The sequence below is a fragment of the Actinoplanes sp. OR16 genome (assembly GCF_004001265.1).
GTDB lineage: Bacteria > Actinomycetota > Actinomycetes > Mycobacteriales > Micromonosporaceae > Actinoplanes.
The window spans coordinates 3,234,098-3,258,032 of record NZ_AP019371.1; the positions used below are offsets into that span (position 1 = coordinate 3,234,098).

Here is a 23,935-nt window from a genome sequence, read left to right on the forward strand (position 1 = left end):
GTGACCCGTTCCGGACGCCTGTCCCGGAGGCTGTCGCGGCCCCGCGAGGATCGGCGCGGTAGGCCCTAGACTCCCAGGGATGGCTGAGCAGCGGGAGTCGCCGACGACGATCCGGGATCGGGCCGTGGCCGTCGCCGACTATCTGCTCGCCGTCCGGGCGCAGATGGAGCGGCCGTCCCGGACCCTGCCGTCCGACGCGTTGTGGCTCGACGACCTGCCGCGGCATCCGGACTGCGCCGCCGGCCCGGGCGCCGACGGCGCCTCCTGGCTGCGCGTCGGCCGCCCCGAACTGCCACCGCCGGTCACCGTCCCGGCAGTCCTGCGCCGCCGCCTCCGAGGCGAGATCACCGCAACGAGCGAGCCGGCGGCAGACGACAAGCCGGCGGGCGAGGCTGACGACTTCGAGCGGTGGCGGGACGACGTCTGGCGGCCCTGGTCGGTGATGACCGCCGCCGCCGAGCAGACCCGGGAACTGCACCGGCGGCTGTTCGACCGGATGCACCAGCTGGACATGGCCACGGCGACGACCGAGCTGGTCTGGGGGCACGGCGTCCTGGAGACCGTGATCGACGGGAACCGGGTGCGGTACCCGCTGGTCGCCACACCGGTGCTGATCGAGTACGACGCGGACCGCGCGCTGATCAGCGTCTCTCCGGCCGGCCCGTCCCGGCTGCAGACCGAGGCGCTGGCCGGGCTGGACGAGCGGTACCTGAGCCAGCTCACCGCCCTGGCCGGCCCGGGCGGCACGGTCGAGGTGGACCTGTGGAGCGAGTTCGAGCGGCGTGAGTTCTTCGAACGGGCGCTGACCAGGCTCGGCTTCGACCGCACGATCGTGGAGGCGGACGGAGAAGAGGAGAAGAGCACCTTCGTCCGCGACGCCGCCGTCCTCTTCGCAAGGCCCCGGCAGCGGCACCTCCGCGGCTTCCTGGAGAACATGCGGGACCGGCTCACCGACGGGGACTTCGCCGCGATCGGCTCGCTCGCCGCGGTCGTGGCGCACGAGCCGAGCCGCCTGGAGATGCCCGGCGACCGGCCGGAGTCGTGGGAGCGGGTGGGCGGCCGGCTGCTCATGCCGCTGCCCACGAACGAGGCGCAGGAGTCGATCGCACGCCGGCTCGCGCATCACCGCAACGTCGCCGTCCAGGGCCCGCCCGGCACCGGCAAGACGCACACGATTCGCAACCTGATCTGCCATCTCATGGCGAACGGCAAGCGGGTCCTGGTGGTGGCGCAGAAGGAGGAGCCGCTGCGGGTGCTGCGGGACGGCCTGCCCGAGGAGGTGCAGGCGCTGTGCCTCGCGGTTCTGGGCCGGACCACGGATCAGCTGGTGCAGCTGCAGCTGGCGGCCCGGGAGTTGTCGGACCGGGCGGCGACGCTGGATTCCGACGCCGAGGCCCGCCGGGTGGAACGGCTCACCGCGTCGCTGGAGGAGGCCGAGCGCGAACTGGCCACGGCGACGGCTGGTCTGCGGTTGATCGCCGAGAGCGAGGCGGCGACGTACCAGATCGGCGGGGTTGCTCTTCTTCCCGCGGAGGTCGGCGCCTGGCTACGGGAGCGCGCTGCCGCCCATGGGGGGATCCCGGATCCGGTGACCGGTCCGGCGCCGTTGACCATCGAGGACTTCGCGACGCTGCTCAAGCTCGCGTCCCGGCTCACGCCCGAGGATCGTGCGGCGGCGATGCGGCCCCTGCCGGAGATCCAGGATCTGCCTGACGCCTCCGCTTCCGCGGCGGCCCGGCAGAGGATCGAGGAGATCGAGGCGACTCTCTCCCGCTTGGCGGACCAGGGCGTCGACTTCGAGATGGTACGAGCGGAGCGCCGTGCCGGGATGGCCGAGCTCCTTCCGGAGCTGAAGGACGCCCTCGCCTGGCTGCGGCGCCGGGAGGGAACCTGGACCGACCGTCTCGGCCGGCTGCTCGACGATCCGCACTGGCGCACCCTCTGGAACGACCAGGTCGTCACCACCGAGAAGCTCTTCGCCGAGCTGGCGACCCTGGCCCGGCAGGTGACCGGCCACCGGATCGCGATTCCCGAGCCGATCCTGGCCGAGCCGAAGCTGCTGCTGACCAGGCTCGCCGAGATCGGCCAGCGGTTCGAGGCGGGCCGTAGCCTGAGCCGCCTGCTGCAGCCGGGGCTGTACCGGCTGGCCGACGAGGTCCGGGTGGACGGCGAGCCGCTGCGTACCGCCGATGACGTCGAGCTGGTGGTCGCCGCGGTTCGCCGGTCGCAGGCGCGCCGCCGGCTCGGCGACAGCTGGCAGGAGTGGGTGGACCGGCTGTCGATCCCGGAGCCGGCGACCGGCTGGGGCGACCCGGAGATCTGGGCGGGCACGCTGCTGGCCGAGGCGAACCAGTCGCTCGACTTCGACCTGAACCGCTGGCCGCCGCTGGCGAAGCGGGTCGCTCCGCTCGTACCGCAGAAGGAGCTCGCCCTCGACGCGGCGCTGCTGTCCGACGTGGCCGGGATGCTGGAGGCCGCGGCCGAGGTCTTCACCCTGGAGAACCTGACCGCCCGGGCGCAGGCCGTGGCGGACCGGGTCGCGCCGTGGCCGGAGCTCGCCGAGGCGTGGAAGACGCTGGACGGCTGGGACGACGCGATCGCCGAGGTCCGCCGGCTGGTGCTGCTGCAACCGGACGTCATGCGGTTCCACGCGGCGCACGACCGGCTCACCGCGGCGGCCCCGGAGTGGGCCGCGATGATCGCGAGCGGCGTGCACCCGGTCGTCTCCGGGCAGGCGTGCCTGGAGGCGTGGGAGTGGCGGCGGGCGCAGACCTGGTTCGACGGGGTGGTCGGCGACGTCGATCCGGCGCTGCTGTCCCGCCGGGTGGAGCGCGCCCGCGCCAAGATCCGCAGGCTGACCGGCGAACTGGTGGTCGCCTCGGCGTGGCTGGAGGTGGCCCGCGCGCTGGACGACCGGCGACGGGCCGCGCTGGCCGACTGGACCACGGCCCTCCGCAAGATCGGTAAGGGCACCGGGCGCGGCGCGGCGGCCTGGCAGGCCCACGCCCAGCGGGCCATGGAGCAGGCGGTCACCGCCGTGCCGGTCTGGGTCATGTCGGTGGACCGGGCCATCGAGCAGTTCGCCGGTGGCGCGACGTTCGACGTGGTGATCGTCGATGAGGCGTCCCAGGCGGACCTCTTCGGCCTGCCGGTGCTCTCGCTCGCCGAACGGGCCGTGGTGGTCGGCGACGACCAGCAGATCGGGCCGCAGCTGGGGTTCGTCGGGCAGGTGTCCGGGCTGATCCAGCGGCACCTGGACGGCGTGCCGTCGGCCGAGCACTTCGACCCGGAGTCCTCGCTCTACGACCACGCCGTACGCCGGTCGCCGGAGCGGATCCTGCTGACCGAGCACTTCCGCTGCGTGCCGCAGATCATCGAGTTCTCGTCACGGCACTACTACGACCACAAGATCATGCCGTTGCGCGCGGACCGGCCGGTGCTGCCGCCGATCCAGACGGTCTTCTGCGAGACCGGCGTCCGTCAGCCGTTGTCCGGTTTCGGCGATGTGAACCTGGAGGAGTCGACGGCTCTCGTCGAGCGGGTCACCAAGATCGTGTCGGACCCGCGCTACGACGGTAAGACGCTCGGCGTGATCAGCTTGCTGAGCAGTAGTGGGCAGGCCGCGTACCTGATCGCTCAACTGCGTGAGGCGATCGGCGAGGACGAGATCCAGGCCCGGCGGCTGCGGGTCGGTGACGCGTACACGTTCCAGGGCGACGAGCGGGACGTCATGCTCGTCTCGATGGTGGTGTCCGAGAATGATCCTCGCGTGGCGGCGTTCACGAAGCGCGATTACCACCGGCGGATCAACGTGGCGGCGTCCCGGGCCCGGGATCAGCTGTGGATCTTCCATTCGGTGCGGCCGGCCGCTCTCGCCGCTGACGACGCACGAGGGTTGCTTCTCTCGTACGCGCTGAATCTCCCGGCCGAGGCGGCGGCGGCCGATCTCGCGGCCCGCTGCGAGAGCGACTTCGAGCGCGAGATCCTGAAGCGGCTGGTGGCCCGCGGCTATCGGCCGATCCCGCAGTTCCGGATCGGCGGCTACCGGATCGACTTCGTGCTGAACGCGCCGGACGGCCGCCGGCTCGCGATCGAGTGCGACGGCGACGCCTACCACGGGCCGGAGCGCTGGGAGAGCGACATGCGCCGGCAGTCGGTGCTGGAGCGCGTCGGCAACTGCGTCTTCGTGCGGATCCGGGGCAGCGTCTTCGCTCGGGAGCCGGAGGCGGCGATGCGCCCGCTCTGGCAGCGGCTCGACGAACTGGAGATCGTGGCTACGTAGCGCTCTCGGTTGTTCGCTGTGGGTGCATGTGGACGGTCGACTGCGGGTAGAGGATTGCTCAAGGTTCCGGAGTCGATACTTGTAGTAACTGTCTGTCATGGAGTCGTGAGTGGCATTTGGGCGCAATTGTAGGGTGACGCGGTCGTCCGTTCGGTTGTTTCGTTACTCTGGATGGGCGATAATTCCCTGCTCCTGGCCTTGCTAGCGAAGCCGTCAAAACTTTGACGCTTGCGTCCACTGTTACTGCGGCCTGGTGACGGGTCGTAATAGGTGAGGGGTCTTGGGTTGGTCGGGGGAGCAGCCATGCGCAAGGGGGGAGGTGTCGGCGGATGACCGTGCCCGAAGAACGGGAGCGCTGGTCGCCGGCGCCGCCGTCCGCGCTGCCCGAGCCACGGCAGCCGGTCGAGGACCGAGCGGCCTGGTTCACCTACTCCGCTGCCGGCGATCAGATCGTCTGGTCCGCCACTCTCTCCGCGATGCTCGGCCGGCCGCCCGCGGAGAAGGAGATGACCCGGCAGATCCTCGCCCGCTACGTGCACCGTGACGATCACGCGAAGGCGCTGGGCGCCATCACCGAGGCGTGGACCAGCCGGAACACCGTGCACGCCACGGTCCGGCTGATGCGTACCGACGGCGGCTGGCTGGACGTGGACTGCCGGCTCGAGCCGATGATGAGCCCGGACGGCACGGTTCGCGGCCTGCGCGGCACGGTCAAGGACGTCACCGCCCGGGAGCGCACCCGCCGGGAGGACGCCCGTCTGACCCGGCGTGGTGAGACGGTGCAGGCGTCGCTGATCGAGCCGGATCCCGCGACCGGCCTGCTCACCCGGGCGCGATTCGCCGACGAGATCGATCGCGCCCTGCGGGTCGCGGCGGGGGCGGTCCTGGTGGTCCGGGTCCAGGTCGAGGGCGAAGACCCCGAGGCGGTACGCCCGGAGCACAACGCGGATCTGCTGCGCCGCGCCGCGCGACTCCTCGAGGATCAGGTGCGGCCCGAGCATCTTCTCGGCCGGGTCGGGCCGAACGAGATCGGGGTGCTGCTCGCCGCCTCCGGGTGGAGCGCGGCGCACGAGCACGCCCGGCAGCTGGTCGAGACCCTGGCCGGGCAGTCCTCGCCGGAGGAGTGCCTGCGGGTGAGCGCCTGGGGTGGCCTCGTCCGTTTCGAGCAGGAGGCCGAGGCCGGCAGTCACGGCCTGCTCATCGACGCCGAGCAGGCCTGGCGCCAGTCCCGTGAGCTGCGCCGGCCGCTGACCCTGGTGGCACACCCGGTCCCGGTCCGCGACCGGCAGGGGTCCTACCGCAGCCGCGTCGCCGACGCGCTCGGCACCGACCGGTTCACGCTCTACTCGCAGCCCATCCTGGAGTTGCAGACCAACCGGGTCACCCGGCACGAACTGCTGCTGCGGGTGCTCGACGAGGCCGACGGCCCGCAGTCGCCGATCCAGGTGCTGGACACCGCCGAGCGGCTCGATGCGATCTTCGACATCGACCTCTGGGTGGTGGAGCGGGCCATGCGGCTCGCCGCCGAGGAGCCCGGGCTCTGCCTCCAGGTGAACCTCTCCGGTCGCTCTGTCGGCGATCCGCGGCTCACCGCCGAGGTGGAGAAGCTGCTGGAGCGCTACGGCGTCGACCCGGCGCAGCTCACCTTCGAGATCACCGAGACCGCGCTGATCGGCAACCTGAGCGAGGCCCGCCGCTTCGCCGACCGGGTCCGCGATCTCGGCTGCGGGCTGGCGCTCGACGACTTCGGCTCCGGATACGCGTCCTTCCGCTATCTGCGGCTCTTCCCGATCGACCTCGTCAAGATCGACGGGGAGTACGTGGTGGACCTCGTCGACAACCCGCAGGACCAGGTGCTGGTCCGGGCGCTCGTGCAGGTCTGCCAGGCGTACGGGATCCACACCGTGGCGGAGTACGTGCAGGACGAACCCACCCTGCGGATGCTGCGTGAGCTGGGTGTCGACTACGTGCAGGGCTATCTGATCGGCCGGCCGTCACCGGTTCCGCCGGGCCGATTGCAGAACCCCTGACGCGGGTAACGTGCGGTGCATGGAGCACTTCACGATCGCCACCGTTGCGGAGCAGAGTCCCGATTTCCGCCGTGTCCTCTGGACCGGCAAGCACACCCAGCTCGTGGTCATGACGATCCCGCCGGGCGGCGAGATCGGTGAGGAGGTCCACGAGGTGGACCAGATCCTGACCTTCGTGAGCGGGGTCGGCAAGGCCATCGTCTCCGGCCAGACCCGGAGCGTGGCGCAGGGCGACCTGGTCGTCGTGCCGGCCGGCCGCAAGCACAACTTCCTCAACGACGGGCCGAACCCGCTCGTCCTCTACACGGTTTACGGCCCGGCGGAGCACGCCGACGGCGCTGTGCACAAGACCAAGGAAGAGGCGGACGCGGCCGAGGAAGCCGGTCAGGACGAGCCGCCGTCGCAGTGATGCCACGGCATCCTCAGAACGATGCCGGAACTGTTTCTCAGAACGACGCCGGAACCGGCCGAGGCCCCCCAGCCAGCCGGTTCCGGCGTCGTGTCGGGGTGAAAGTCCCCGCACAGCCTACCCGTCCGGGTTCACGTAAGTCGATCGAATCCACCGCCGATATATGGATCTTGGCGGATGGGTGCGTGCCGGGCATCGCCCGCGGCGCCCGATCACCACTAACCTTCCGAGCATGACTGAGCCCATCGACGGCGCGCCTCGCTGGTTGAGCGACGAGCAGCAGCACACCTGGCGCCGGCTGGTCGAGGTGCTCGTCCGGATGCCGTCCGCGCTCGAAGCCCAGCTGCAGCGCGACGCCGGGCTGACCCACATGGGCTACCTCGTCCTGATGACCCTCTCCGAGCGGCCCGACCGGCGGCTGGCGATGAGCAGGCTGGCGAAGCTCGCGTGCGCCTCGCTGTCCCGCCTCTCGCACGTCGTGGCCCGGCTCGAGGAGAAGGGCTGGATCCGCCGCGAGCGCGACCCGGCCGACGGGCGGGTGCAGATCGCCGTGCTCACCGACGCCGGCTGGGACAAGGTCGTGGAGACCGCTCCCGGTCACGCCGAGGCGGTGCAGCAGCTGGTCTTCGACCGGTTGACGACGGCGCAGGCCCGTCAGCTGACGAAGCTCACCGAGGCGCTGCTGGCTTCCCCGATGGAGGTCCGGCCGGTGCCGGCCCGGTCCTCGGCCGAGCCGGTGCCGGGCTCCGAGATCTAAGCGCGGGCGTACGCCGGAACCGACCGATCGGCCAGCAGATCCAGGCAGAGTGCGGCCGTCCGCTCGTCCGACGAGGATCCGATCCCCTCACCGGTCGCCGGGTCGTACGCGGCATAGTGCCCGTTCGCGTGCACCAGCCCGGTCGTCGCGATGCGCAGCTGCTCGGCCTCGGCGCGGCGGCCGTGCACCAGCATCCCGCGCCGCAGCAGCCAGTTCAGGTCGATCCGGATCGGCAGCCGGTGCTCGCCGTCGTTCTCCGGCACCGGCAGCCCGGTCCGGGCCGGCATGCCGAACCGGGACGACGACACCTCCGCGAGGATCGCCTCGGCCTGCTCGTCCGGCAGATCCGGGAGCAGCAGCGGCAGCAGCCCGCCGGCCGTGTGCGCCGGACCGGGGTCGCCGTGCGCGTCCCGGGAGCGGAACGTGCCGGTCACCGGATCCCAGAGCCGGCGGACCAGCGCGGCCGCGACGGCCTGCGCCCGGTCCCGGTGCCGGTCGGCGTCGGCGGGACGGCCCAGCGCCCCGGCGATCTGGGCCAGCGACAGGTCGGCGGCACCGAGGATCGCGTCGAACCCGGGGTGGGTGACCTCGCCGGTGAGGAACTCCTGCTGAGCCGAGAGGCGGGGGTAGAGCCAGTCGAGCTCGGCCTGCGCCTGCCTGATCTGCGCCGCGCCGTGCGCCGCGCAATGCCGGTAGACCTCCCACGCGGCCGCCGCGTGGAGCGCGGACATGCCCCGGCGGGAACGGACGCCGAGAGCGGGGCTGCCGGCGTACCGGGGAAGGTCGAAGGCCGCGGCAGGCACCTGGCCGGAGGGGAGCTGGGCCTCGAAGAGGCGGCGGAGGGATCGCCAGGCGCGCGCCGGATCGGTGTAGGCGAAACCGACGGCGGTGACCGCGACGTCCCAGCTCGATCGGGGCGGACTGCCGGCGCGGCCGGTGTCGAGCACCCAGGTCGCGGACTTCCAGAGTTCGGCGGATACGTCAGCATGCATGGTATCGACGACCCTTCCCTGTGCGGCCCGGCGGAAACCTACCGATCGGCGAGCGGGCGGCGGACTGAAGGGAATCGCGGGATGAACTCTGGCCGTCCTCAGTGAACAGTCGGCGTCGGGGCGCGCGTGGCGACGATCCGGTTTCGTAGCCTCCCTGTGCTCGGACTGCGCTCCACGGGGAGGAACTTCAATGAAGCGATATCTGTACGGTGCTCTGGCCGGCCTGGCCCTTCTCCTGTCCGGCTCGCCGGTTCAGGCCGCTCCGGTCACCGGTGTCGAACTGCGCGTCTCGGACGTCACTCTGACACCGGGCGCCGATCCGACCCGGGTCGAGGCGTTCCTGTACTCGTCCGCCGCTGTGGATCTTGGAGCGGGTGGGGGTGTCACGCTGAAGCTCTCCGGCCTCACCGGGGTGGAACTCATCGGCAACGCGCGGCTGTTTCCCTGCGAGGACACCGTCGGGCCCACGCTGAGCTGCGCCCTCGAGGCTTCTCAGCTTCCGGCCGGCGGCGCCTCGGCGGGCTTCACCGGCTTCATCCGCGCTACCGGTGAGGCCGCGCTCGGGCAGCAGGGCACCCTGACCGTGACCGTCGTCGCGCCGAACCTGTCACCGCTGACCACCACCGCGAAGGTGGTCGTCGGGACCGCGGCGTCTCCGTCGCCGTCTGTTTCTCCGTCGGCCTCCGTCTCCGCTTCCCCGTCCGTCTCGGCGTCGGTGTCTGCGTCGGCGTCTGCCTCCGCGTCGGCTTCCGTTTCCGCGTCGGCTTCCGTTTCCGCCTCGGCTTCTCCGACCGCTTCGGTCAGCTCCTCGCCGGCCGCCGGCGGGGGCGGGCTGCCGGTCACCGGGCCGCAGGGCGGGACGTTCGCCGTCGCCGGTGGTGCGTTGGTGATCGCGGGCGCGGCCGGGTTCGTCCTGGCTCGTCGTCGCCGGGCGCGGTTCGAGGCCTGATCTCCGCCTTCGTCAGCCTGCCGGGATGCTGAGCCAGAGACGGCTCCGGCGTCCCGGCAGGTAGGGCGAGTCCAGCCGCTTCGCCACCACACCCGCGAGGCCCTGGGCGCGGGCCGCTTCGCAGGCGAACTCGCCGCCGCCCGGGAAGAACGGCGGCGTCTGCCAGTGGTCACCGGCGAGGGCGAGGCCGTCGAGCAGCTCGCGCCGCTCCGCGTACCGCACGAGCTCCACCGTGGAGTGCCCCTCCAGCCACAGCAGGTCGTAGACCAGGAACTGCACCGGCGTCCGGTCCGCCTGCCGCCGGGCCGCCGCGGCGTCCTTCGGCTCCTTGCGGCGGGTGAGCAGCTCCGCCGACGGCCGGTTGCCGTCGAACGCGACGATCTCGCCGTCCAGCACCGCCTCGACCGGCGCGAGCGCCGGGCCGAGCGGCCGGATCTCCGGGAACCACGCGGTCACATCGGTTCCGTCACCGTCGATCAGGCGAGATCTTCCACCGGAGATGTACGCGGAGACACGACGGCCGCCCCAGGCCATCTCGTAGCCCCAGTCGGCGTCGTCGGCCGGCAGCCCGCCCGACCGCGTGGCGAGCATCGGCGGCACGGCCTCGGGCATCGGCTCCCAGCCCGGTTCCGCCGGATCCATCCGCCGCACCATCCAGTCGCGGCCGCCGGTCTGGAAGAAGACGTACCGCCCGGACGTCCGCTCGCCGTGGAACGTCACCCCGATCTCGTCGTCCCGCCACTTGTCGGCCTCGTACGTCCCTCGATCGTGGATGGTCATCCGGCCGCCGCCGTACTCGCCGGCCGGGATCTCGCCGGCGAAGTCGAGGTACTCCAGCGGGTGGTCCTCGGTGTGCTTGGCCAGATAGTTGCGGGCCTGGTCGCGGGGGAGCCCGCGGGGCACGGCGAAGGAGACCAGCACGCCGTCGTGTTCCAGGCGGACGTCCCAGTGGAGGCTGCGGGCGTGATGCTGCTGGATCACGAACCGGGTGGTCGCGGTCTTCTCCGGAGTGCCGGCCGGCACCGGCTCGGGGGTGCGGCCGGCGTCCCGCTTGCGGCGGTACTCGTCGAGGCGGTCCGTCATGAGTCGATTGTCTGCCCGGGCGGATGGAGAAATACACCGGTGTAACTCGCCGGGGCCTGGGCTGTGTCCACGTCGGGCGATCGCGGGTGTTCCCCTCCGATGATGGCGGGTAGTAGTGTCTTGGCTCCGACGCGTATCCATCGACAAGAAAGTTTCGGTGCGATGACCTTGCGCATCCTCGTGGTGGGCGCCGGCATTGCCGGCCTGTCTGCGGCGCGGGGGTTGCGCGTCGCCGGCTTCCGGCCGGAGGTGGTGGAGGCGTTGCCCGCCACCGTCGTGCCCGGTGCCGGCATCTACCTCCCGGGGAATGCGTCCCGCGCGTTACGGCTGCTCGGCCTCGATGTGCCGCTGCGCCCGCTCGGCGATCTGATCTTCCGGCAGGTCTTTCTCGACGCGCGCGGCCGTCAGCTCTTCGAGATGGACGTAGCAGCGCTCTGGGCCGGCGTCGGCGAGTCCCGCGCCCTGTCCCGGGCGGATCTCCAGCAGGTGCTGCTCACCGGCGTCGGCGGTGACGTCCGCTTCGAGACCGAGGTGACCGGGCTGGAGATCGTCGACGGCGCGGCGAAGGTGGAGTTCTCCACCGGCGGCGTCGCGGAGTACGACCTCGTCATCGGCGCCGACGGTCGCCGCTCGACGATCCGGGAGAAGGTCGGTCTCGGCGGCCCCGCCGTGCCGACCGGCCAGATCGTCTACCGGGCGGTGGTCAGTGGCGGCCCGCCGCTGACCGACTGGACGGCGGTGCTCGGCCGGCGCGCGTCGTTCGTCGCCATGCCGATGGGTGGCCGCAGGATCTACTGCTACGCCGACGAGACCGCGCCGGACAGCCCCAATCCGGAGGACCCGCGCGCCCGGCTCATCGAGCTCTTCGGCTCGTTCGGCGGCCCGGTCGCGGCCATCCTGGACAGGGTGGAGAAGGTGCAGGTCGCGCGGACCGACGAGGTCGTGCTGCCGACCTGGTCGAAGGGCCCGGTGCTGCTGGTCGGCGACGCGGCGCACGCCACCGCGCCGACCCTGGCACAGGGCGCCGCGATGTCGTTCGAGGACGGCTATGTGCTCGGTCAGGTGCTGCGTGAGTCCGCCGGGGACATCCCGGGCGCACTGAATCGTTATGAGCAGCGGCGCCGCCCGCGCTGCGCCGAGGTGCGCGAGCGGACCCGGGAGCGCGACCGGACCCGTGACGTCCCGCCCACGCTGCGTGACCCGATGCTGCGGCGGCGTGGTCTCCGTCTCTTCACCGACCACTATCGCGAGCTGGTGTCTCCCGTTTAGACCTTCTTACCTGCGTGGATGCTGTCCATGTGGGCCGGTTGGGTCCCCCCGCGCCAGCCGAAGGTCTTGAGGGGGACTATCCTGCCCACGGGATACGCCCGATCTTCATGAGGGTCCCGGGAGGGGCTTCTCACGCAGATCACCCCGGGCATCCCGAGAGGGACGAATCATCCCGGGCATCCCGAGAGGGACGAACGAGACAACGGAGGCATTTCGTGACGACCGTTGCGCCGTCGCCGATCGCGACCCGACCATATCCGGTTCGGCGGCAGGTCAAGGGTTCCGCGTTTGCTCGGATCCTGCGCACGACGGACGCGAAGCAGATCGGGATCATGTACATGATCACGGCCTTCGTGTTCTTCCTGCTTGGTGGCCTGATGGCCCTGCTCATGCGTGCCGAGCTGGCTCGCCCGGGTATGCAGTTGCTGTCGCCGGAACAGTTCAACCAGCTGTTCACCATGCACGGCACGATCATGCTGCTCTTCTTCGCGACGCCGATCGTGTTCGCGTTCGGCAACTACGTGGTGCCGATCCAGATCGGCGCGCCCGACGTGTCGTTCCCGCGGCTCAACGCGTTCGCGTACTGGCTGTACCTGTTCGGCGGCCTGATCACCATCGGCGGGTTCCTGACGCCCGGTGGCGCTGCCGACTTCGGCTGGTTCGCGTACACGCCGCTGAGCGACTCGCTGCACTCGCCGGGTGTCGGCGGCAACATGTGGGTCGTCGGCCTGGCCATCTCCGGTCTGGGCACGATCCTCGGCTCGGTCAACCTGATCACCACGATCCTGACGCTGCGCGCGCCCGGCATGACGATGTTCCGCATGCCGATCATGACCTGGAACATGCTGGTCACCGCGCTGCTCGCGGTCATGGTCTTCCCGTTCCTGGCCGCCGCGCTCTTCGCGCTCGCCGCGGACCGCGTCCTCGGTGCTCACGTCTTCGACGTGGAGACCGGCGGGCCGATGCTCTGGCAGCACCTCTTCTGGTTCTTCGGCCACCCCGAGGTCTACATCATCGCGCTGCCGTTCTTCGGCATCATCACCGAGGTCATCCCGGTCTTCAGCCGCAAGCCGGTCTTCGGCTACAAGGGCCTCGTCGCCGCGACCCTGCTGATCGGCGCGCTGTCGATGTCGGTGTGGGCGCACCACATGTTCGCCACCGGCCAGGTGCTGCTGCCGTTCTTCAGCTTCCTGAGCTTCCTCATCGCGGTGCCGACCGGCATGAAGTTCTTCGTGTGGATCGGCACGATGTGGCGCGGCCAGATCAGTTTCGAGTCGCCGATGCTCTTCGCACTCGGCTTCATGGTGACGTTCCTCTTCGGTGGTCTCTCCGGCGTGCTGCTGGCGTCCCCGCCGATCGACTTCCACGTCTCCGACTCGTACTTCGTGATCGCGCACTTCCACTACGTGCTCTTCGGCACGATCGTGTTCGCCGTCTTCGCGGGCATCTACTTCTGGTTCCCGAAGATGTTCGGCCGGATGCTCGACGAGCGCCTCGCCAAGATTCACTTCTGGCTGACGTTCATCGGCTTCCACGCGACGTTCCTGGTGCAGCACTGGCTGGGCACCAAGGGCATGCCGCGGCGGTACGCGGACTACCTGCCGACCGACGGCTTCACCTTCCTCAACACGTTCTCGACGGTCGGCTCGTTCGTCCTCGGCCTGTCGACCCTGCCGTTCATCTACAACGTGTGGAAGTCGTACAAGGTCGGCGTCGTCACCACGGCGAACGACCCGTGGGGCCACGGCAACTCGCTCGAGTGGGCGACCACCACGCCGCCGCCGCTGCGCAACTTCGACCGGATGCCGCGGATCCGCTCCGAGCGTCCCGCGTTCGACGAGAAGTTCCCGGAGCTGGCCGCCGGCCACTCGCTCGCCGGCCCGCCGGAGGGTGGCGCGAGGCCGCTGTCCGCCGAGTCCGACGGCGGGGCGACGTACCAGGAAGACAAGAGCTAGTGCTTTTCTGAACGGGCCGGTCCTTCGGGGCCGGCCCGTTCTGCGTTTCCGTGGTGTTACGTGACGCTGCTCAAACCCGGTGGTTTCTGTCGTACCCCTGAGGGAGGATCGGCGGCGGAGGTCAGGATCGTCATGTTGCTCACGCCTTACCGGGAAACGCTTGCTCTGCCGAAGATCCCGTCGTTGCTCGTGGTCGCCACGCTCGCCCGCATCCCGATTGCGGCCGCGGCGGTGGTGCTCACGCTGCACGTCGTGACCGATCTCGGCCGGGGTTACGGCGCTGCCGGTCTGGTCGGCGCGGCAGCCACCATCGGCGGCTCGATCGGCGCGCCGGTGATGGGCCGCCTGATCGACCGGCGCGGGCTGCGCCCGGTGCTGGTGCTGACCACCGTGGCCGAGGTGATCTATTGGCTGGTGGCGCAGGCCCTGCCCTACTGGGCCCTGCTCCCGGTCGCCGTCGTCGGCGGTTTCCTGGCCCTCCCGGCGTTCTCGGTCGCCCGGCAGTCGATCGCCGCCCTGACCCCCGAGTCGCATCGGCTGCCCGCCTTCGCCCTCGACTCGATCACCACCGAGATGTCGTTCATGGCCGGGCCCGCGCTCGGCGTGCTGATCGCCACCACCGCCGGCCCGCGCGTCGCGATGCTCACCCTGGCCGGCGGCATCCTGCTGTCCGGCCTCGGCCTGTGGCTGCTCAACCCGCCGACCCGGGCCGCACACGAGAAGCCCGTCTCGAGCGGCGAGCGGGTCCCCAGGCGCAGCTGGCTCAAGCCCCGGTTCGTCGCGATCCTGGCCGTCACGATGGCCGCCACGCTCGTGCTCTCCGGCACCGACGTCGCCGTCGTCGCCGTGCTCCGCGAGTCCGGCGAGGTGCACTGGACCGGCGCGGTCCTCTCCCTCTGGGCGTTCTTCTCCCTGCTCGGCGGCTTCGCCTACGGCACGATCCGCCGCGGCCTGCCCGCCCTGGCCCTCTTCGCCCCGATGGCCGTCCTCACCATCCCGGTCGGCCTCGGCGGCGACCACTGGTGGCTCCTGGCCCTCCTGCTGATCCCGGCCGGCGCCCTCTGCGCCCCCACCATCACCGCCAGCTCCGACGCCATCAGCCGCATGATCCCCGCCGCAGCCCGAGGCGAAGCCATGGGCCTGCACAACTCGGCCCTGACCGTCGGCGTGGCGCTGGGAGGCCCCCTGGCCGGCCTGGCAATCGACACGAAGGGCGCAGCCTGGGGCTTCGCAGCCGTGGGCGCGGTGGGCGTGATGGTCGCCTTGGCAGTCCTACCCACAGAACTCCGCCGCCGCCGAGCCCTCCCCAACTCCGAACCCGAACCGTCGCCTGCCGAGCCGTCCGCCGCGCAGCCGTCGCCTGCCGATCCGTCCGCCGCGCTGGCCTCGTCCGCCGTGCTGTCGCCTGCTCAGCCGTCCTCCGCGCAGCCGGTGCCCGTCCCACCCTCGCCAGCCGGGTCGCCGGCCGCGCAGTCGTCGTCTGCTTCCGCTTAGTCGGCGTCCGCTTTCGCCTGGCGTGGTCCGTGCCGTCGGTGACCGTTTAGCTGCCGTTGAGCGGGTTGTGGCCTGTCGAGTCGTCGTTGGCTGGGTCGCTGGCGGTGTGGCTGTCGTCTGCTTCCGCTTAGTCGGCGTCCGCTTCCGGCTGGCGTCGTCCGCTTTTGCCTGGCGTGGTCCGTGCGGTCGCTGACCGCTTAGCTGCCGTCCAGGGAGCCGTGGCCTGTCGGGTGGTGGTCTAGCGGGTTGTGGCCTGTCGGGTGGTGGCCTGCCAAGTCGTGGCCTGCCGGGCCGTCGTCGGCTGAGTCGCCGGCCGTGTGGCTGGTGTCCGCTTCCGCCTAGCCGTCGTCCGGTCATCGCCACCGAATCGACGGGTGTTCGGCCGGGGTCTGTTCGCTGCCCGCCTCGCCTCCTCCGCGATCTTGGAAAGGTGAGCGCACATCGCTGACCACGGTTCGCCCGGAATGCGACGCGGAGGGGGACCGACTTCGCCAGCGGTCCGGCCCACCTTCGCGATCTTGGATGCCGGACGAGAGGCGCTCGCGGCTGCCTCGTCACCCTCCGGGATCTTGGAAACCTGGGCGCATGTCGGGAACGCGATGGAGTGGGGGCGGAGCCTCGCCGCCCGCCGATCTCCCATCCTCGACTGGTCACGCTCTGCACCTGCACCGGGGATTGGTGGAGGATCGTGGGGCCTGGAGCACCTACAACTCTCCATCAAGCCCCGGTGATCCAAGATCCGCGGTCACCCTCCGCTATGGGGCCGGGGACAGGTCCAGGTTTGGATGACGTTCGAACTCGCTGATACGGCGCGCTGGGCTCTCCCCTCCGAGCCCCCTCCGCATCTATGAAGGGCGCCGCTCCAAGGGAATGTCGTCAGAAGCCTGGGACCAGGTGAGGATCGAGGGCCAGGGGCCGTACCCGGAATCCATGTTCAGGTGGGCCGCGCCCGGCAGCACGTCGATCGGGATGTTCAGGGAGCCGTAGACCTCGCGGATGTCCTCAGGGAAATAGGGGTCGTTGTCGGTACCCACGAGACGGGTGTGGCGGGAGGCCGCGGCCAGCTGGGCGGGTGTCACCGGTGGATGGGCGAAGCCGGCGATCTCCGGGTGGCTCAGGGTCACCGAGGGGGAGGGAGGAGCCACGAGCAAGACCCGATCGACCTGTACGGGGACCGCGCCCCTGGCGACGGCGTTCAGCCAGAGCAGGCAGCCGAGGCTGTGGCAGAGCACGGTTCGGCTGCTGCCGGGCATGGCGGCGACGCGGGTGCGGAGTTCGGCCATCCAGTCGTCGAGCTTCGGGTGGTCCGGGTCCGGCAGTTGCGGGTAGTCGACGTCGTGGCCGAGGGCGGTCAGTTCACCGGCCAGCCAGTGCTGCCAGTGTTCGGGTGGCCGTCGGTTCTGCCAGCCGTGCAGCAGGAGGAAGCTCATTCCTAGATCATCCGAGAGGAGGCCGGTGGAGCGGAAGGTCGAGACCGAATTCGGGGCGGCACGGTTCCAGGCCGGCGACCGTGACGGGGATCGAGGAGCGGACCGCTGACCAGCCGGAGGCGGTGAGGCGGAGGCGGTCGGAGATCACGGCTTCGCCGTCGCGGGCGTCGATCGAGATGCCGTCCGGCTCGTATCCCAGCTTGCGGGACACCGCCTGGGACGCGTGGTTGTCCTGGAAGACGTCGGTCCGGGCGGAGGTGGCGCCGAGGTGGTCGAAGGCGAGGGCGAGGAGCCCGGCCCGGGCCTCGGTGCCGTACCCCTTACCGTGGTGGCCGAGCCCGAGCCACGACCAGGTGGTGACCTGGCGGACAACCGGGAAGTCGCGGGCCATCAGGGCGACCATGCCGAGCGGTTCGCCGGCCGCGAAGACACCGAGCGGGAGTTCCCAGCGGTCGGGCTTCCAGCCGGCGAGGCTGCGCCACTGGCCGGTGGCCACGGCACGGGCGCGGCCGGCCGGGGTGCCGTCACCCCACGGTGTGAGGAACGGCTGCTCGCCGGGGCGGAAAGCGCCGTCGGACGCCACCGAGGCGAGGGCGGCCAGTTCCTCCTCGCGGGGCAGGCGCAGTTCCAGCCGGGGCGTACGGATGATCAGTCCGAACAGCGGCCACAGATCGACAAGCATGAGATCAGAATTCCAGATGCATCACGTGCAGGCCGACCCGTCCGAGGGAAGGGTGCTCGAACGAGCGGGGCACCGTACCGATGATCTGGAATCCCAGGCGCTGATAGAGCCGTACCGCCGCGATGTTGGTCTCCACGACGGCGTTGAACTGCACGGCGGCGTATCCGGACCGGCGAGCCCAATCGACGGCGAAGCGGGAGAGGACGGTACCGACGCCCTGACCGCGGGAGGCGGCGCCCACCATGAAGCTCGCGGTGGCCACATGCGCGCCGGGACCGCCGCGATTCGGGCCCATCTTGGCGGTGCCCAGCACCGACGATCCCGACGAGGCCACCACGGTGAGGCCCGGTGGCTGCTCGACCCACATGGCGCGGGCCTGCGACGAGGACAGGCCGGGGTCGTACGGAAACGTCTCCTGAGCCCGCACGACCTCGCTGATGATCTCCCAGACGCCGGGCCAGTCGGCGTCCGTGAACGGCCTGATCTCAGGCGTCGACAACCGGTGACCCGGTCGTGGCGATCGAAGCGGCGCGGAACTGCTCCAGGGCGGCGTCGGTGGTGGCGCGGGCGACACCCGCGGTCAGCTCCAGGACCACCGTCGTGTCGAAGCCGGCGGCCGCCGCGTCGAGCGCGGTCGCCCGTACGCAATGGTCTGTCGCAATGCCCACGACCTCGACGTCGGTGACCCCCTTGCCCCGCAACCAGCTCGCGAGGGTTTCGCCCGACTCGGTGTGGCCTTCGAAGCCCGAGTACGCCGCCTTGTGCGCGCCCTTGTGGAAGACCGCCTCGATCCGGTCCGTGGCGAGTTCGGGGTGGAAGTCGGCGCCCGAGGAGCCGACCACGCAGTGCGCCGGCCAGGTGTCGACGTAGTCCGGGTGATCGCTGAAGTGGTTGCCGGGGTCGACGTGGTAGTCCTTGGTGGCGACCACGTGGTCCCAGCGCTCGCCGGCCTTGTCGAGGACCAGTGAGATGCCCTTGGCGACCGCGGCGCCGCCGGCCACGGCCAGCGAACCGCCCTCGCAGAAATCGTTCTGCACGTCGACGATGATCAGCGCGCGAGACATAATCACAGACCCCTATGCGGTGGGAATGATGACGACGGGGATGGCGGGATCGCCGGCGGAGAGCTTGAGGCCCTCCCACGGGATGGAGATCAGGCACTGCCGCAGGTGCTCGCGCGACTCGGTCAGCGGCGGCAGCTGCTGCACCTCGCCGGCCTGGATGAAGGTGCGCTGCAGCATGCGGTCGTTCGCCTGGTGGTCGGGCACGCCCTGGGAGTAGATGATCTCTTCGATGGCGGTGCCGGTCGGCTTGTGCCGGCGGACCGCGATCTTGCGGCCGCCGACCGTCGCCTTGTTCTCCGAGCGCTTCACGACCGGGCGGCCCTCGACCTCGACCAGCTTGTAGACGAGGCCGGCGGTGGGCGCTCCGGAGCCGGTGACGACCGCGGTACCGGCGCCGTACATGTCGACGGGTTCGGCGGCGAGCGTGGCGATCGAGTACTCGTCCATGTCACCCGAAACGACGATCTTGGTTTCGGTGGCGCCGAGCGAGTCGAGCAGCTCGCGGCTCTGCTGGGCGAGAACGGACAGGTCGCCCGAGTCGATCCGGACCGCGCGGAGATCCGGGCCGGCGACCGCGATCGCGTTCCGGATGCCCTGGCTGATGTCGTACGTGTCGACGAGCAGCGTGGTGTTCTTCCCCAGCGCCGCCACCTGCGACCCGAACGCCGTCGGCTCGTCGTCGTGCAGCAGCGTGAACGCGTGCGCCGACGTGCCGGTGGTCGGGATGCCGTAGGAGCGGCCGGCCGCGAGGTTCGAGGTCGACGCGAAACCGGCCAGGTAGGCGGCGCGGGCCGCTGCCACGGCGGCGTGCTCGTGCGTACGCCGCGAGCCCATCTCGATGATCGGGCGCCCCCGGGCCGCGGTGACCATGCGGGCCGCCGCCGCCGCGATCGCGCTGTCGTGGTTGAGCACCGACAGGATCAGCGTCTCCAGCACCACGCACTCGGCGAACGTGCCGGTAACGGTCAGGATCGGCGAACCCGGGAAGAAGAGCTCGCCCTCGGCGTAACCCTCCACGTCACCGGTGAAGCGGTAGTCGGCCAGCCATTTCGCCGTGGTCTCGTCGATCACGCCGGCCGAGCGCAGGTAGTCGACGTCGGCCGGGTCGAACCGGAAGTCGCGGATCAGGTCGATCAGCCGGCCGGTGCCGGCGACCACGCCGTACCGCCGGCCGGTCGGCAGGCGCCGGGAGAAGACCTCGAAGACGCAGCCGCGGGACGCGGTGCCGTCCTTGAGAGCGGCGCTGATCATGGTCAGCTCGTAGTGATCCGTCATCAAGGCGGGGGTGCTGGTCTCCACGGCCCTACCCTATTGCGCCGGAGGAGAATTCGCGGCGCGCGGGCGTCGAAGGGCTCTTGACCAGCGGTTCGTCGCACCGGTTCACCGATCCGGCGAAACCGGTGGCAACATGGGGGCATGGCGTTACCTCAGGTTGCTCCCGTCGAGACGCCGAAGATCGAAGAAGAACCGGCTGCTGACCGGCCGTGGGTGACCATCGTCTGGGATGATCCGGTCAACCTCATGTCGTACGTGACCTGGGTCTTCCAGAAGCTCTTCGGCTACAGCAAGGAGAAAGCGGAGCAGCTGATGATGGACGTGCACACGAAGGGCAAGGCTGTCGTCTCCACCGGCGCGCGCGAGCGCATGGAGATGGACGCCAACCAACTGCACGGATACGGTCTCTGGGCTACGGTCGACCGGGCCTGAGTGGGGAAGAGCATGTTCCGACGCATTGGCGGTCAATGTGTGGCCACCTTCGAGCACGACGAGGTCCGCGTGCTGCGGAAGGTCGCGGGCGAGGTGGTCGGTCTGCTGACCGACGGGATGGATCACACCGACCCGGTGGTCTCCCGGCTCTTCCCGGACATCTATCCGGACCGGCCGGACGATTCCAGCGAGTTCCGCCTCTACACCGAGAGCGACCTCAAGACCCACAAGATCGACCAGGCGGGCGCGATCCTCGCGGCCCTGCCGGACGAGGGCGAGGGCGAGGTCCGGCTCGATGGGGAGGCCGCCGAGGCGTGGCTCCGGGCGATAAACGACGCCCGGCTCGCGATGGGCACCCGCCTGGAGATCGAGGCCGACACCGATCTGGCCGAGGAGCTGGACGACGCGGTGCTCGAGGACCCCGGTTCCAGCCGGGTCTTCCAGCTCTCCGTCTACGCCTACCTGGGCTACCTCCAGGAATCGCTGCTGAACGCCCTGCCGGAGATCAAGTAGCTGTCGGTGTGGTCACCGCCACCCCGGGAGACCCGAAATCTTTCGGTAATGTGAACGACGTGCTGACCATCGACAAGGCGATCATCGACGCGATCGTCGCCCACGCCCGCCGGGACCACCCGGACGAGGCCTGTGGCGTCGTCGCCGGGCCGATCGGCAGCGACGTTCCCGCGCGGCACATCCCGATGGACAACGCCGCCCGGTCGATGACGTTCTACGAGTTCGACTCGATGGAATACCTGCGGGTCTGGCGCGAGATGGACGACCGGGACGAGGAAGCCGTGGTGATCTATCACTCGCACACGGCGACCGAGGCGTACCCGTCCCGGACGGACGCGGACATCGCCGGCTGGCCGGACGCGCACTACCTCCTCGTCTCGACCCGTGAGCCGGATGCGGAGGAGATCCGCTCGTTCCGTATTCTGGACGGTGTGGTGACCGAGGAAGAGGTCAACATCGTGGATGCGACGGTGGACGCGTGAAGGTGAGTGCCGTGCAGTCGTACATGTTCGGGCAGAGCCCGGTGTCGGTGTTTTACGAGTGTCGCTGAGCGACCACTCCACCCGACCCTTTGCCTTTTTCATGAACGACCCCGCTTGAGGAGCATGACAGTCATGGCTATCGAAGTCCGCGTTCCCACCATCCTGCGCAACTACACCGGCGGCGCCAAGGTCGTCGAGGGCGCCGGTGACACCCTCACCGGTCTGATCGACGATCTGGACGCCAAGCACAACGGGCTCAAGGGCCGGCTCATCACCGCCGAGGGCAACCTGCACCGGTTCGTCAACATCTACGTGAACGACGAGGACGTCCGCTTCCTCGGCGCGCTCGACGCGAAGCTGAAGGACGGCGACTCGATCACCATCCTGCCGGCCGTCGCCGGTGGCGCCCTGGGCTTCGCGGCCGCAGCCGCCTACCTGGGTCTCTGATCTCGGTGGCTCGCTACGAGAGCCTGCTAGACGCGTGCGGGGGCACGCCGCTCGTCGGCCTGCCCCGCCTGTCCCCGGCGGTGCCCGAAGGGGCGCCGCCGGTGCGGCTGTGGGCCAAGCTCGAGGACCGGAACCCGACCGGGAGCATCAAGGACCGTGCCGCGCTGTTCATGGTGCGCGAGGCCGAGGAGTCCGGGCACCTGCGCCCCGGCGACACCATCCTCGAGCCGACCAGCGGGAACACCGGCATCGCCCTGGCCATGGTCGCGAAACTCCGGGGCTATCGACTGGTCTGCGTGATGCCGGAGAACGTCTCCGCCGAGCGCATTCAAATGCTTCGGATGTACGGGGCGGAGATCCTGTTCTCGCCGGCCGCCGGCGGTTCGAACCAGGCCGTCGCCACCGCGAAGCAGATCGCGGCCGAGCACCCCGACTGGAAGATGCTCTACCAGTACGGCAACCCGGCGAACGCCCGCGCGCACTACGAGACCACCGGTCCGGAACTGCTGCGCGACCTCCCCACGATCACGCATTTCGTCGCGGGTCTGGGCACCACCGGGACCCTGATGGGCACCGGCCGGTTCCTGAAGGAGAAGGTCGAGGGCATCCAGATCGTGGCGGCCGAGCCGCGGTACGGCGAACTCGTCTACGGCCTGCGCAACATCGACGAGGGCTACGTGCCGGAGCTCTACGACGCCTCGGTGCTCGATCGGCGCTTCTCGGTCGGCACCCGGGACGCGGTTCTGCGTACCCGGCAACTGGTCGAGGTCGAGGGGATCTTCGCGGGCTTCTCCAGCGGCGCGATCCTGCACGCGGCACTCGCCGTGGCGCACGCCGCGGTCAAGGAGGGCAAGCCGGCCGACGTGGCGTTCGTGATCGCCGACGGTGGCTGGAAATACCTGTCCACCGGTGCTTACGGCGGCACGCTCAACGACGCTGAAGAGGCCCTCGAAGGCCAGCTCTGGGCTTAGTAGGAGAGGGCCACCGCCACGGCGGCGGCCATCGGCGGCGCGGCCGCGATCAGCAGCCACCACGGCAGGTTCCGCTCGTGGATGGCGAGGAACGCGGCCGCCGTCGGCACGACGCTCAGCAGCGTCAGCAATCCCAGGACCGGCAGATACCAGCCGGGCGCCCCGCCGAAGACCGCGATCACCGCGTAGAGGCCGACGCCCACGCCGGTGAGGCCGAGAGCGGTGCCGTAGAGGGCCATCGCCAGCATCCGCATCTGGCCGGGCGCCGGATCCTCGGGAGCCGGGAACCGGAAGACGCCGGGATCCTCTGCCGACGCCAGAAGTGACGCGTTTTCCGCGGGCGCGGTTCGGGTAGTGCGGGCCTGCTCGACCGCGGTCACGTCGCCTCCATCAGATGACCTTCGTCGTACTACCCTGAGCAACGCCGACAGGTCACCGGACGTGACGGTGGAAATCGTGATGACCGAGGTCACGGTGGTTGTGATGTGCGTTGTCGATTTGACGACAAATCGATCAGTTGTTTACTTCCAGCACTGGTCGGGGCGTACGCTTCGCTCCGTGATTGACTGGTCTGACAAGTCAAGAGCGGACCGGTCGTGCGGGGTGTGGACGACCCGGTGTTGTTCGACCCGATGTGACCCAGAGGAAACCGCATGCGACTAACCGTTCTCGGTTGTGCCGGCAGTTTCCCCGGCCCCGAGTCGGCGTGTTCGGCCTATCTCGTGGAAGCCGAGGGATACCGGCTCCTGATCGACTTCGGTTCCGGATCGTTGTCCGCCCTCCAGCGGTACTCGGACATGCGCAAGGTCGATGCGATCCTCCTGACCCACCTGCACTGCGATCACATGCTCGACGCGTGTACGTACGTGGTCGTCCGCCGCTACGACCCGGCCGGCCCGCTGCCGCCGGTGCCGGTCTACGCGCCGCTGGGCGCCGCCGAGCGCATCGCCGCGGCGTACAGCACCGAGGGCGAGCCGGTCGACGACGTCTACACGTTCTACGGCCTGCAGCCCGGCACGTTCCCGATCGGCCCGCTGACCGTCACCGTCGATCGGGTCAATCACCCGGTGGAGACGTACGGCGTCCGCATCGAGCACAACGGGCGGGTCCTGGCGTACTCGTCGGACACCGCCCCCTGCGATGCCCTGCTGCGCCTGGCAGCCGGCGCGGATCTCTTCCTCTGTGAGGCGAGTTACCTCGACGGCGCCCCCAACCCTCCTGACCTGCACCTGACCGGCGGCGAGGCGGGCGAGGCGGCGACCAAGGCGGACGTCGGGCGCCTGCTGCTGACCCACTTGGTGCCGGCTTGGGCCAGTGAGGCATCTATTGTGGAGGCCGCCACCGCCGCTTACGCGGGACCGGTCGAAGTCGTGCGGCCGGGGGCCAGATACGATCTCTGAGCCGGTGTGCGGGGGCGAA

Annotated in this window: 21 protein-coding genes and 1 pseudogene; 14 read left to right on the forward strand and 8 right to left on the reverse strand. The window is 70.2% G+C overall.

The annotated features are described in order from the left end of the window. Positions 1-79: 79 nt before the first annotated feature. The 4 genes from EP757_RS44610 (at position 80) to EP757_RS15000 (ending at position 7,478) form a co-directional block, all read left to right on the forward strand. The gene (locus EP757_RS44610) at positions 80-4,282 is read left to right on the forward strand and encodes an AAA domain-containing protein (RefSeq protein ID WP_127546537.1); all 4,203 of its coding nucleotides are present in this window, start codon (positions 80-82) and stop codon (positions 4,280-4,282) included. A 329-nt stretch (positions 4,283-4,611) separates the two neighbouring features. Beyond that, positions 4,612-6,312 carry an EAL domain-containing protein gene (locus tag EP757_RS14990; RefSeq protein WP_127546538.1) on the forward strand — a complete coding sequence of 567 codons (1,701 nt, stop codon included), beginning with the start codon at positions 4,612-4,614 and terminating at the stop codon, positions 6,310-6,312. 19 nt (positions 6,313-6,331) lie between these two features. Next, positions 6,332-6,721 (forward strand): cupin domain-containing protein, encoded by a 390-nt coding sequence (locus EP757_RS14995; protein ID WP_127546540.1) that lies wholly within the window; start codon positions 6,332-6,334, stop codon positions 6,719-6,721. A 232-nt stretch (positions 6,722-6,953) separates the two neighbouring features. Then, a complete protein-coding gene (locus EP757_RS15000) occupies positions 6,954-7,478 on the forward strand; it encodes a MarR family winged helix-turn-helix transcriptional regulator (RefSeq protein ID WP_127546542.1) in 525 nt (174 codons plus the stop codon). Here the strand turns inward: EP757_RS15000 and EP757_RS15005 are convergent. After that, on the reverse strand, positions 7,475-8,470 hold the full coding sequence (locus tag EP757_RS15005) for a hypothetical protein (RefSeq protein ID WP_127546544.1): 996 nt from the start codon (positions 8,468-8,470) through the stop codon (positions 7,475-7,477). The genes EP757_RS15000 and EP757_RS15005 overlap by 4 nt on opposite strands. A 190-nt stretch (positions 8,471-8,660) precedes the next feature. On the opposite strand from EP757_RS15005, the gene EP757_RS15010 reads away from it, so the two are divergent. Next, positions 8,661-9,419, forward strand: coding sequence for an LPXTG cell wall anchor domain-containing protein (locus EP757_RS15010; protein ID WP_127546546.1), 759 nt, complete (start codon positions 8,661-8,663; stop codon positions 9,417-9,419). A gap of 12 nt (positions 9,420-9,431) precedes the next feature. On the opposite strand, the gene EP757_RS15015 is transcribed toward EP757_RS15010, so the two are convergent. Then, positions 9,432-10,502, reverse strand: coding sequence for a DNA polymerase ligase N-terminal domain-containing protein (locus EP757_RS15015; protein WP_127546549.1), 1,071 nt, complete (start codon positions 10,500-10,502; stop codon positions 9,432-9,434). Between the two features lie 162 nt (positions 10,503-10,664). On the opposite strand from EP757_RS15015, the gene EP757_RS15020 reads away from it, so the two are divergent. From EP757_RS15020 to EP757_RS15030, 3 genes are all read left to right on the forward strand, one after another. Further along, the gene (locus tag EP757_RS15020; protein ID WP_127546551.1) at positions 10,665-11,771 is read left to right on the forward strand and encodes an FAD-dependent monooxygenase; all 1,107 of its coding nucleotides are present in this window, start codon (positions 10,665-10,667) and stop codon (positions 11,769-11,771) included. 215 nt (positions 11,772-11,986) lie between these two features. After that, positions 11,987-13,726: a cytochrome c oxidase subunit I gene (ctaD, locus tag EP757_RS15025; RefSeq protein WP_127546553.1), complete on the forward strand. Its 1,740-nt coding sequence runs from the start codon at positions 11,987-11,989 to the stop codon at positions 13,724-13,726. 132 nt (positions 13,727-13,858) lie between these two features. Continuing rightward, positions 13,859-15,220, forward strand: coding sequence for an MFS transporter (locus tag EP757_RS15030; RefSeq protein WP_127546555.1), 1,362 nt, complete (start codon positions 13,859-13,861; stop codon positions 15,218-15,220). An 845-nt stretch (positions 15,221-16,065) separates the two neighbouring features. Here EP757_RS15030 and EP757_RS15035 read toward each other — a convergent pair. The 5 genes from EP757_RS15035 to EP757_RS15055 are packed head-to-tail and all read right to left on the reverse strand — an operon-like array spanning position 16,066 to position 19,695. Further along, on the reverse strand, positions 16,066-16,650 hold the full coding sequence (locus tag EP757_RS15035) for an alpha/beta hydrolase (protein WP_127546557.1): 585 nt from the start codon (positions 16,648-16,650) through the stop codon (positions 16,066-16,068). A gap of 7 nt (positions 16,651-16,657) precedes the next feature. Further along, positions 16,658-17,332: a GNAT family N-acetyltransferase gene (locus tag EP757_RS15040; protein WP_127546559.1), complete on the reverse strand. Its 675-nt coding sequence runs from the start codon at positions 17,330-17,332 to the stop codon at positions 16,658-16,660. A gap of 4 nt (positions 17,333-17,336) precedes the next feature. Continuing rightward, complete coding sequence (locus EP757_RS15045; RefSeq protein WP_127546561.1) at positions 17,337-17,831, reverse strand: GNAT family N-acetyltransferase; 495 nt, start codon at positions 17,829-17,831, stop codon at positions 17,337-17,339. Continuing rightward, positions 17,818-18,396, reverse strand: coding sequence for an isochorismatase family protein (locus EP757_RS15050; RefSeq protein ID WP_127546563.1), 579 nt, complete (start codon positions 18,394-18,396; stop codon positions 17,818-17,820). The genes EP757_RS15045 and EP757_RS15050 overlap by 14 nt, the downstream gene beginning before the upstream one ends. 12 nt (positions 18,397-18,408) lie before the next feature. Continuing rightward, positions 18,409-19,695 carry a nicotinate phosphoribosyltransferase gene (locus tag EP757_RS15055; protein WP_127546565.1) on the reverse strand — a complete coding sequence of 429 codons (1,287 nt, stop codon included), beginning with the start codon at positions 19,693-19,695 and terminating at the stop codon, positions 18,409-18,411. 117 nt (positions 19,696-19,812) lie between these two features. Between EP757_RS15055 and clpS the strand changes: the two genes are divergently transcribed. From clpS to EP757_RS15080, 5 genes and pseudogenes are all read left to right on the forward strand, one after another. Beyond that, on the forward strand, positions 19,813-20,103 hold the full coding sequence (clpS, locus tag EP757_RS15060) for an ATP-dependent Clp protease adapter ClpS (protein WP_127546567.1): 291 nt from the start codon (positions 19,813-19,815) through the stop codon (positions 20,101-20,103). A 12-nt stretch (positions 20,104-20,115) separates the two neighbouring features. Beyond that, positions 20,116-20,616 carry a DUF2017 domain-containing protein gene (locus EP757_RS15065; protein WP_127546569.1) on the forward strand — a complete coding sequence of 167 codons (501 nt, stop codon included), beginning with the start codon at positions 20,116-20,118 and terminating at the stop codon, positions 20,614-20,616. 59 nt (positions 20,617-20,675) lie between these two features. Beyond that, positions 20,676-21,166: pseudogene (locus EP757_RS15070) on the forward strand (Mov34/MPN/PAD-1 family protein). Between the two features lie 64 nt (positions 21,167-21,230). After that, positions 21,231-21,545 (forward strand): MoaD family protein, encoded by a 315-nt coding sequence (locus EP757_RS15075; RefSeq protein ID WP_127546572.1) that lies wholly within the window; start codon positions 21,231-21,233, stop codon positions 21,543-21,545. A gap of 5 nt (positions 21,546-21,550) precedes the next feature. Continuing rightward, positions 21,551-22,516 (forward strand): PLP-dependent cysteine synthase family protein, encoded by a 966-nt coding sequence (locus tag EP757_RS15080; protein WP_127546574.1) that lies wholly within the window; start codon positions 21,551-21,553, stop codon positions 22,514-22,516. Here EP757_RS15080 and EP757_RS15085 read toward each other — a convergent pair. Next, entirely contained in the window at positions 22,513-22,896 is a 384-nt protein-coding gene (locus EP757_RS15085) for a hypothetical protein (RefSeq protein ID WP_127546576.1), read from the reverse strand. The two genes, EP757_RS15080 and EP757_RS15085, sit on opposite strands and share 4 nt — an antisense overlap. Before the next feature lie 273 nt (positions 22,897-23,169). On the opposite strand from EP757_RS15085, the gene EP757_RS15090 reads away from it, so the two are divergent. Beyond that, positions 23,170-23,916 (forward strand): MBL fold metallo-hydrolase, encoded by a 747-nt coding sequence (locus EP757_RS15090; RefSeq protein WP_127546578.1) that lies wholly within the window; start codon positions 23,170-23,172, stop codon positions 23,914-23,916. Positions 23,917-23,935 lie beyond the last annotated feature (19 nt).

Coding starts and splice junctions, on each gene's coding strand:
- EP757_RS15000 (WP_127546542.1), top strand. CDS start 6,954: ATGACTGAGCCCATCGACGGCGCGCCTCGCTGGTTGAGCGACGAGCAG.
- EP757_RS15065 (WP_127546569.1), top strand. CDS start 20,116: ATGTTCCGACGCATTGGCGGTCAATGTGTGGCCACCTTCGAGCACGAC.
- EP757_RS14995 (WP_127546540.1), top strand. CDS start 6,332: ATGGAGCACTTCACGATCGCCACCGTTGCGGAGCAGAGTCCCGATTTC.
- EP757_RS15035 (WP_127546557.1), bottom strand. CDS start 16,650: ATGAGCTTCCTCCTGCTGCACGGCTGGCAGAACCGACGGCCACCCGAA.
- EP757_RS15010 (WP_127546546.1), top strand. CDS start 8,661: ATGAAGCGATATCTGTACGGTGCTCTGGCCGGCCTGGCCCTTCTCCTG.
- EP757_RS15075 (WP_127546572.1), top strand. CDS start 21,231: ATGGCTATCGAAGTCCGCGTTCCCACCATCCTGCGCAACTACACCGGC.
- EP757_RS14990 (WP_127546538.1), top strand. CDS start 4,612: ATGACCGTGCCCGAAGAACGGGAGCGCTGGTCGCCGGCGCCGCCGTCC.
- EP757_RS44610 (WP_127546537.1), top strand. CDS start 80: ATGGCTGAGCAGCGGGAGTCGCCGACGACGATCCGGGATCGGGCCGTG.
- EP757_RS15030 (WP_127546555.1), top strand. CDS start 13,859: ATGTTGCTCACGCCTTACCGGGAAACGCTTGCTCTGCCGAAGATCCCG.
- EP757_RS15005 (WP_127546544.1), bottom strand. CDS start 8,470: ATGCATGCTGACGTATCCGCCGAACTCTGGAAGTCCGCGACCTGGGTG.
- EP757_RS15090 (WP_127546578.1), top strand. CDS start 23,170: ATGCGACTAACCGTTCTCGGTTGTGCCGGCAGTTTCCCCGGCCCCGAG.
- EP757_RS15050 (WP_127546563.1), bottom strand. CDS start 18,396: ATGTCTCGCGCGCTGATCATCGTCGACGTGCAGAACGATTTCTGCGAG.
- clpS (WP_127546567.1), top strand. CDS start 19,813: ATGGCGTTACCTCAGGTTGCTCCCGTCGAGACGCCGAAGATCGAAGAA.
- EP757_RS15020 (WP_127546551.1), top strand. CDS start 10,665: ATGACCTTGCGCATCCTCGTGGTGGGCGCCGGCATTGCCGGCCTGTCT.
- EP757_RS15040 (WP_127546559.1), bottom strand. CDS start 17,332: ATGCTTGTCGATCTGTGGCCGCTGTTCGGACTGATCATCCGTACGCCC.
- EP757_RS15015 (WP_127546549.1), bottom strand. CDS start 10,502: ATGACGGACCGCCTCGACGAGTACCGCCGCAAGCGGGACGCCGGCCGC.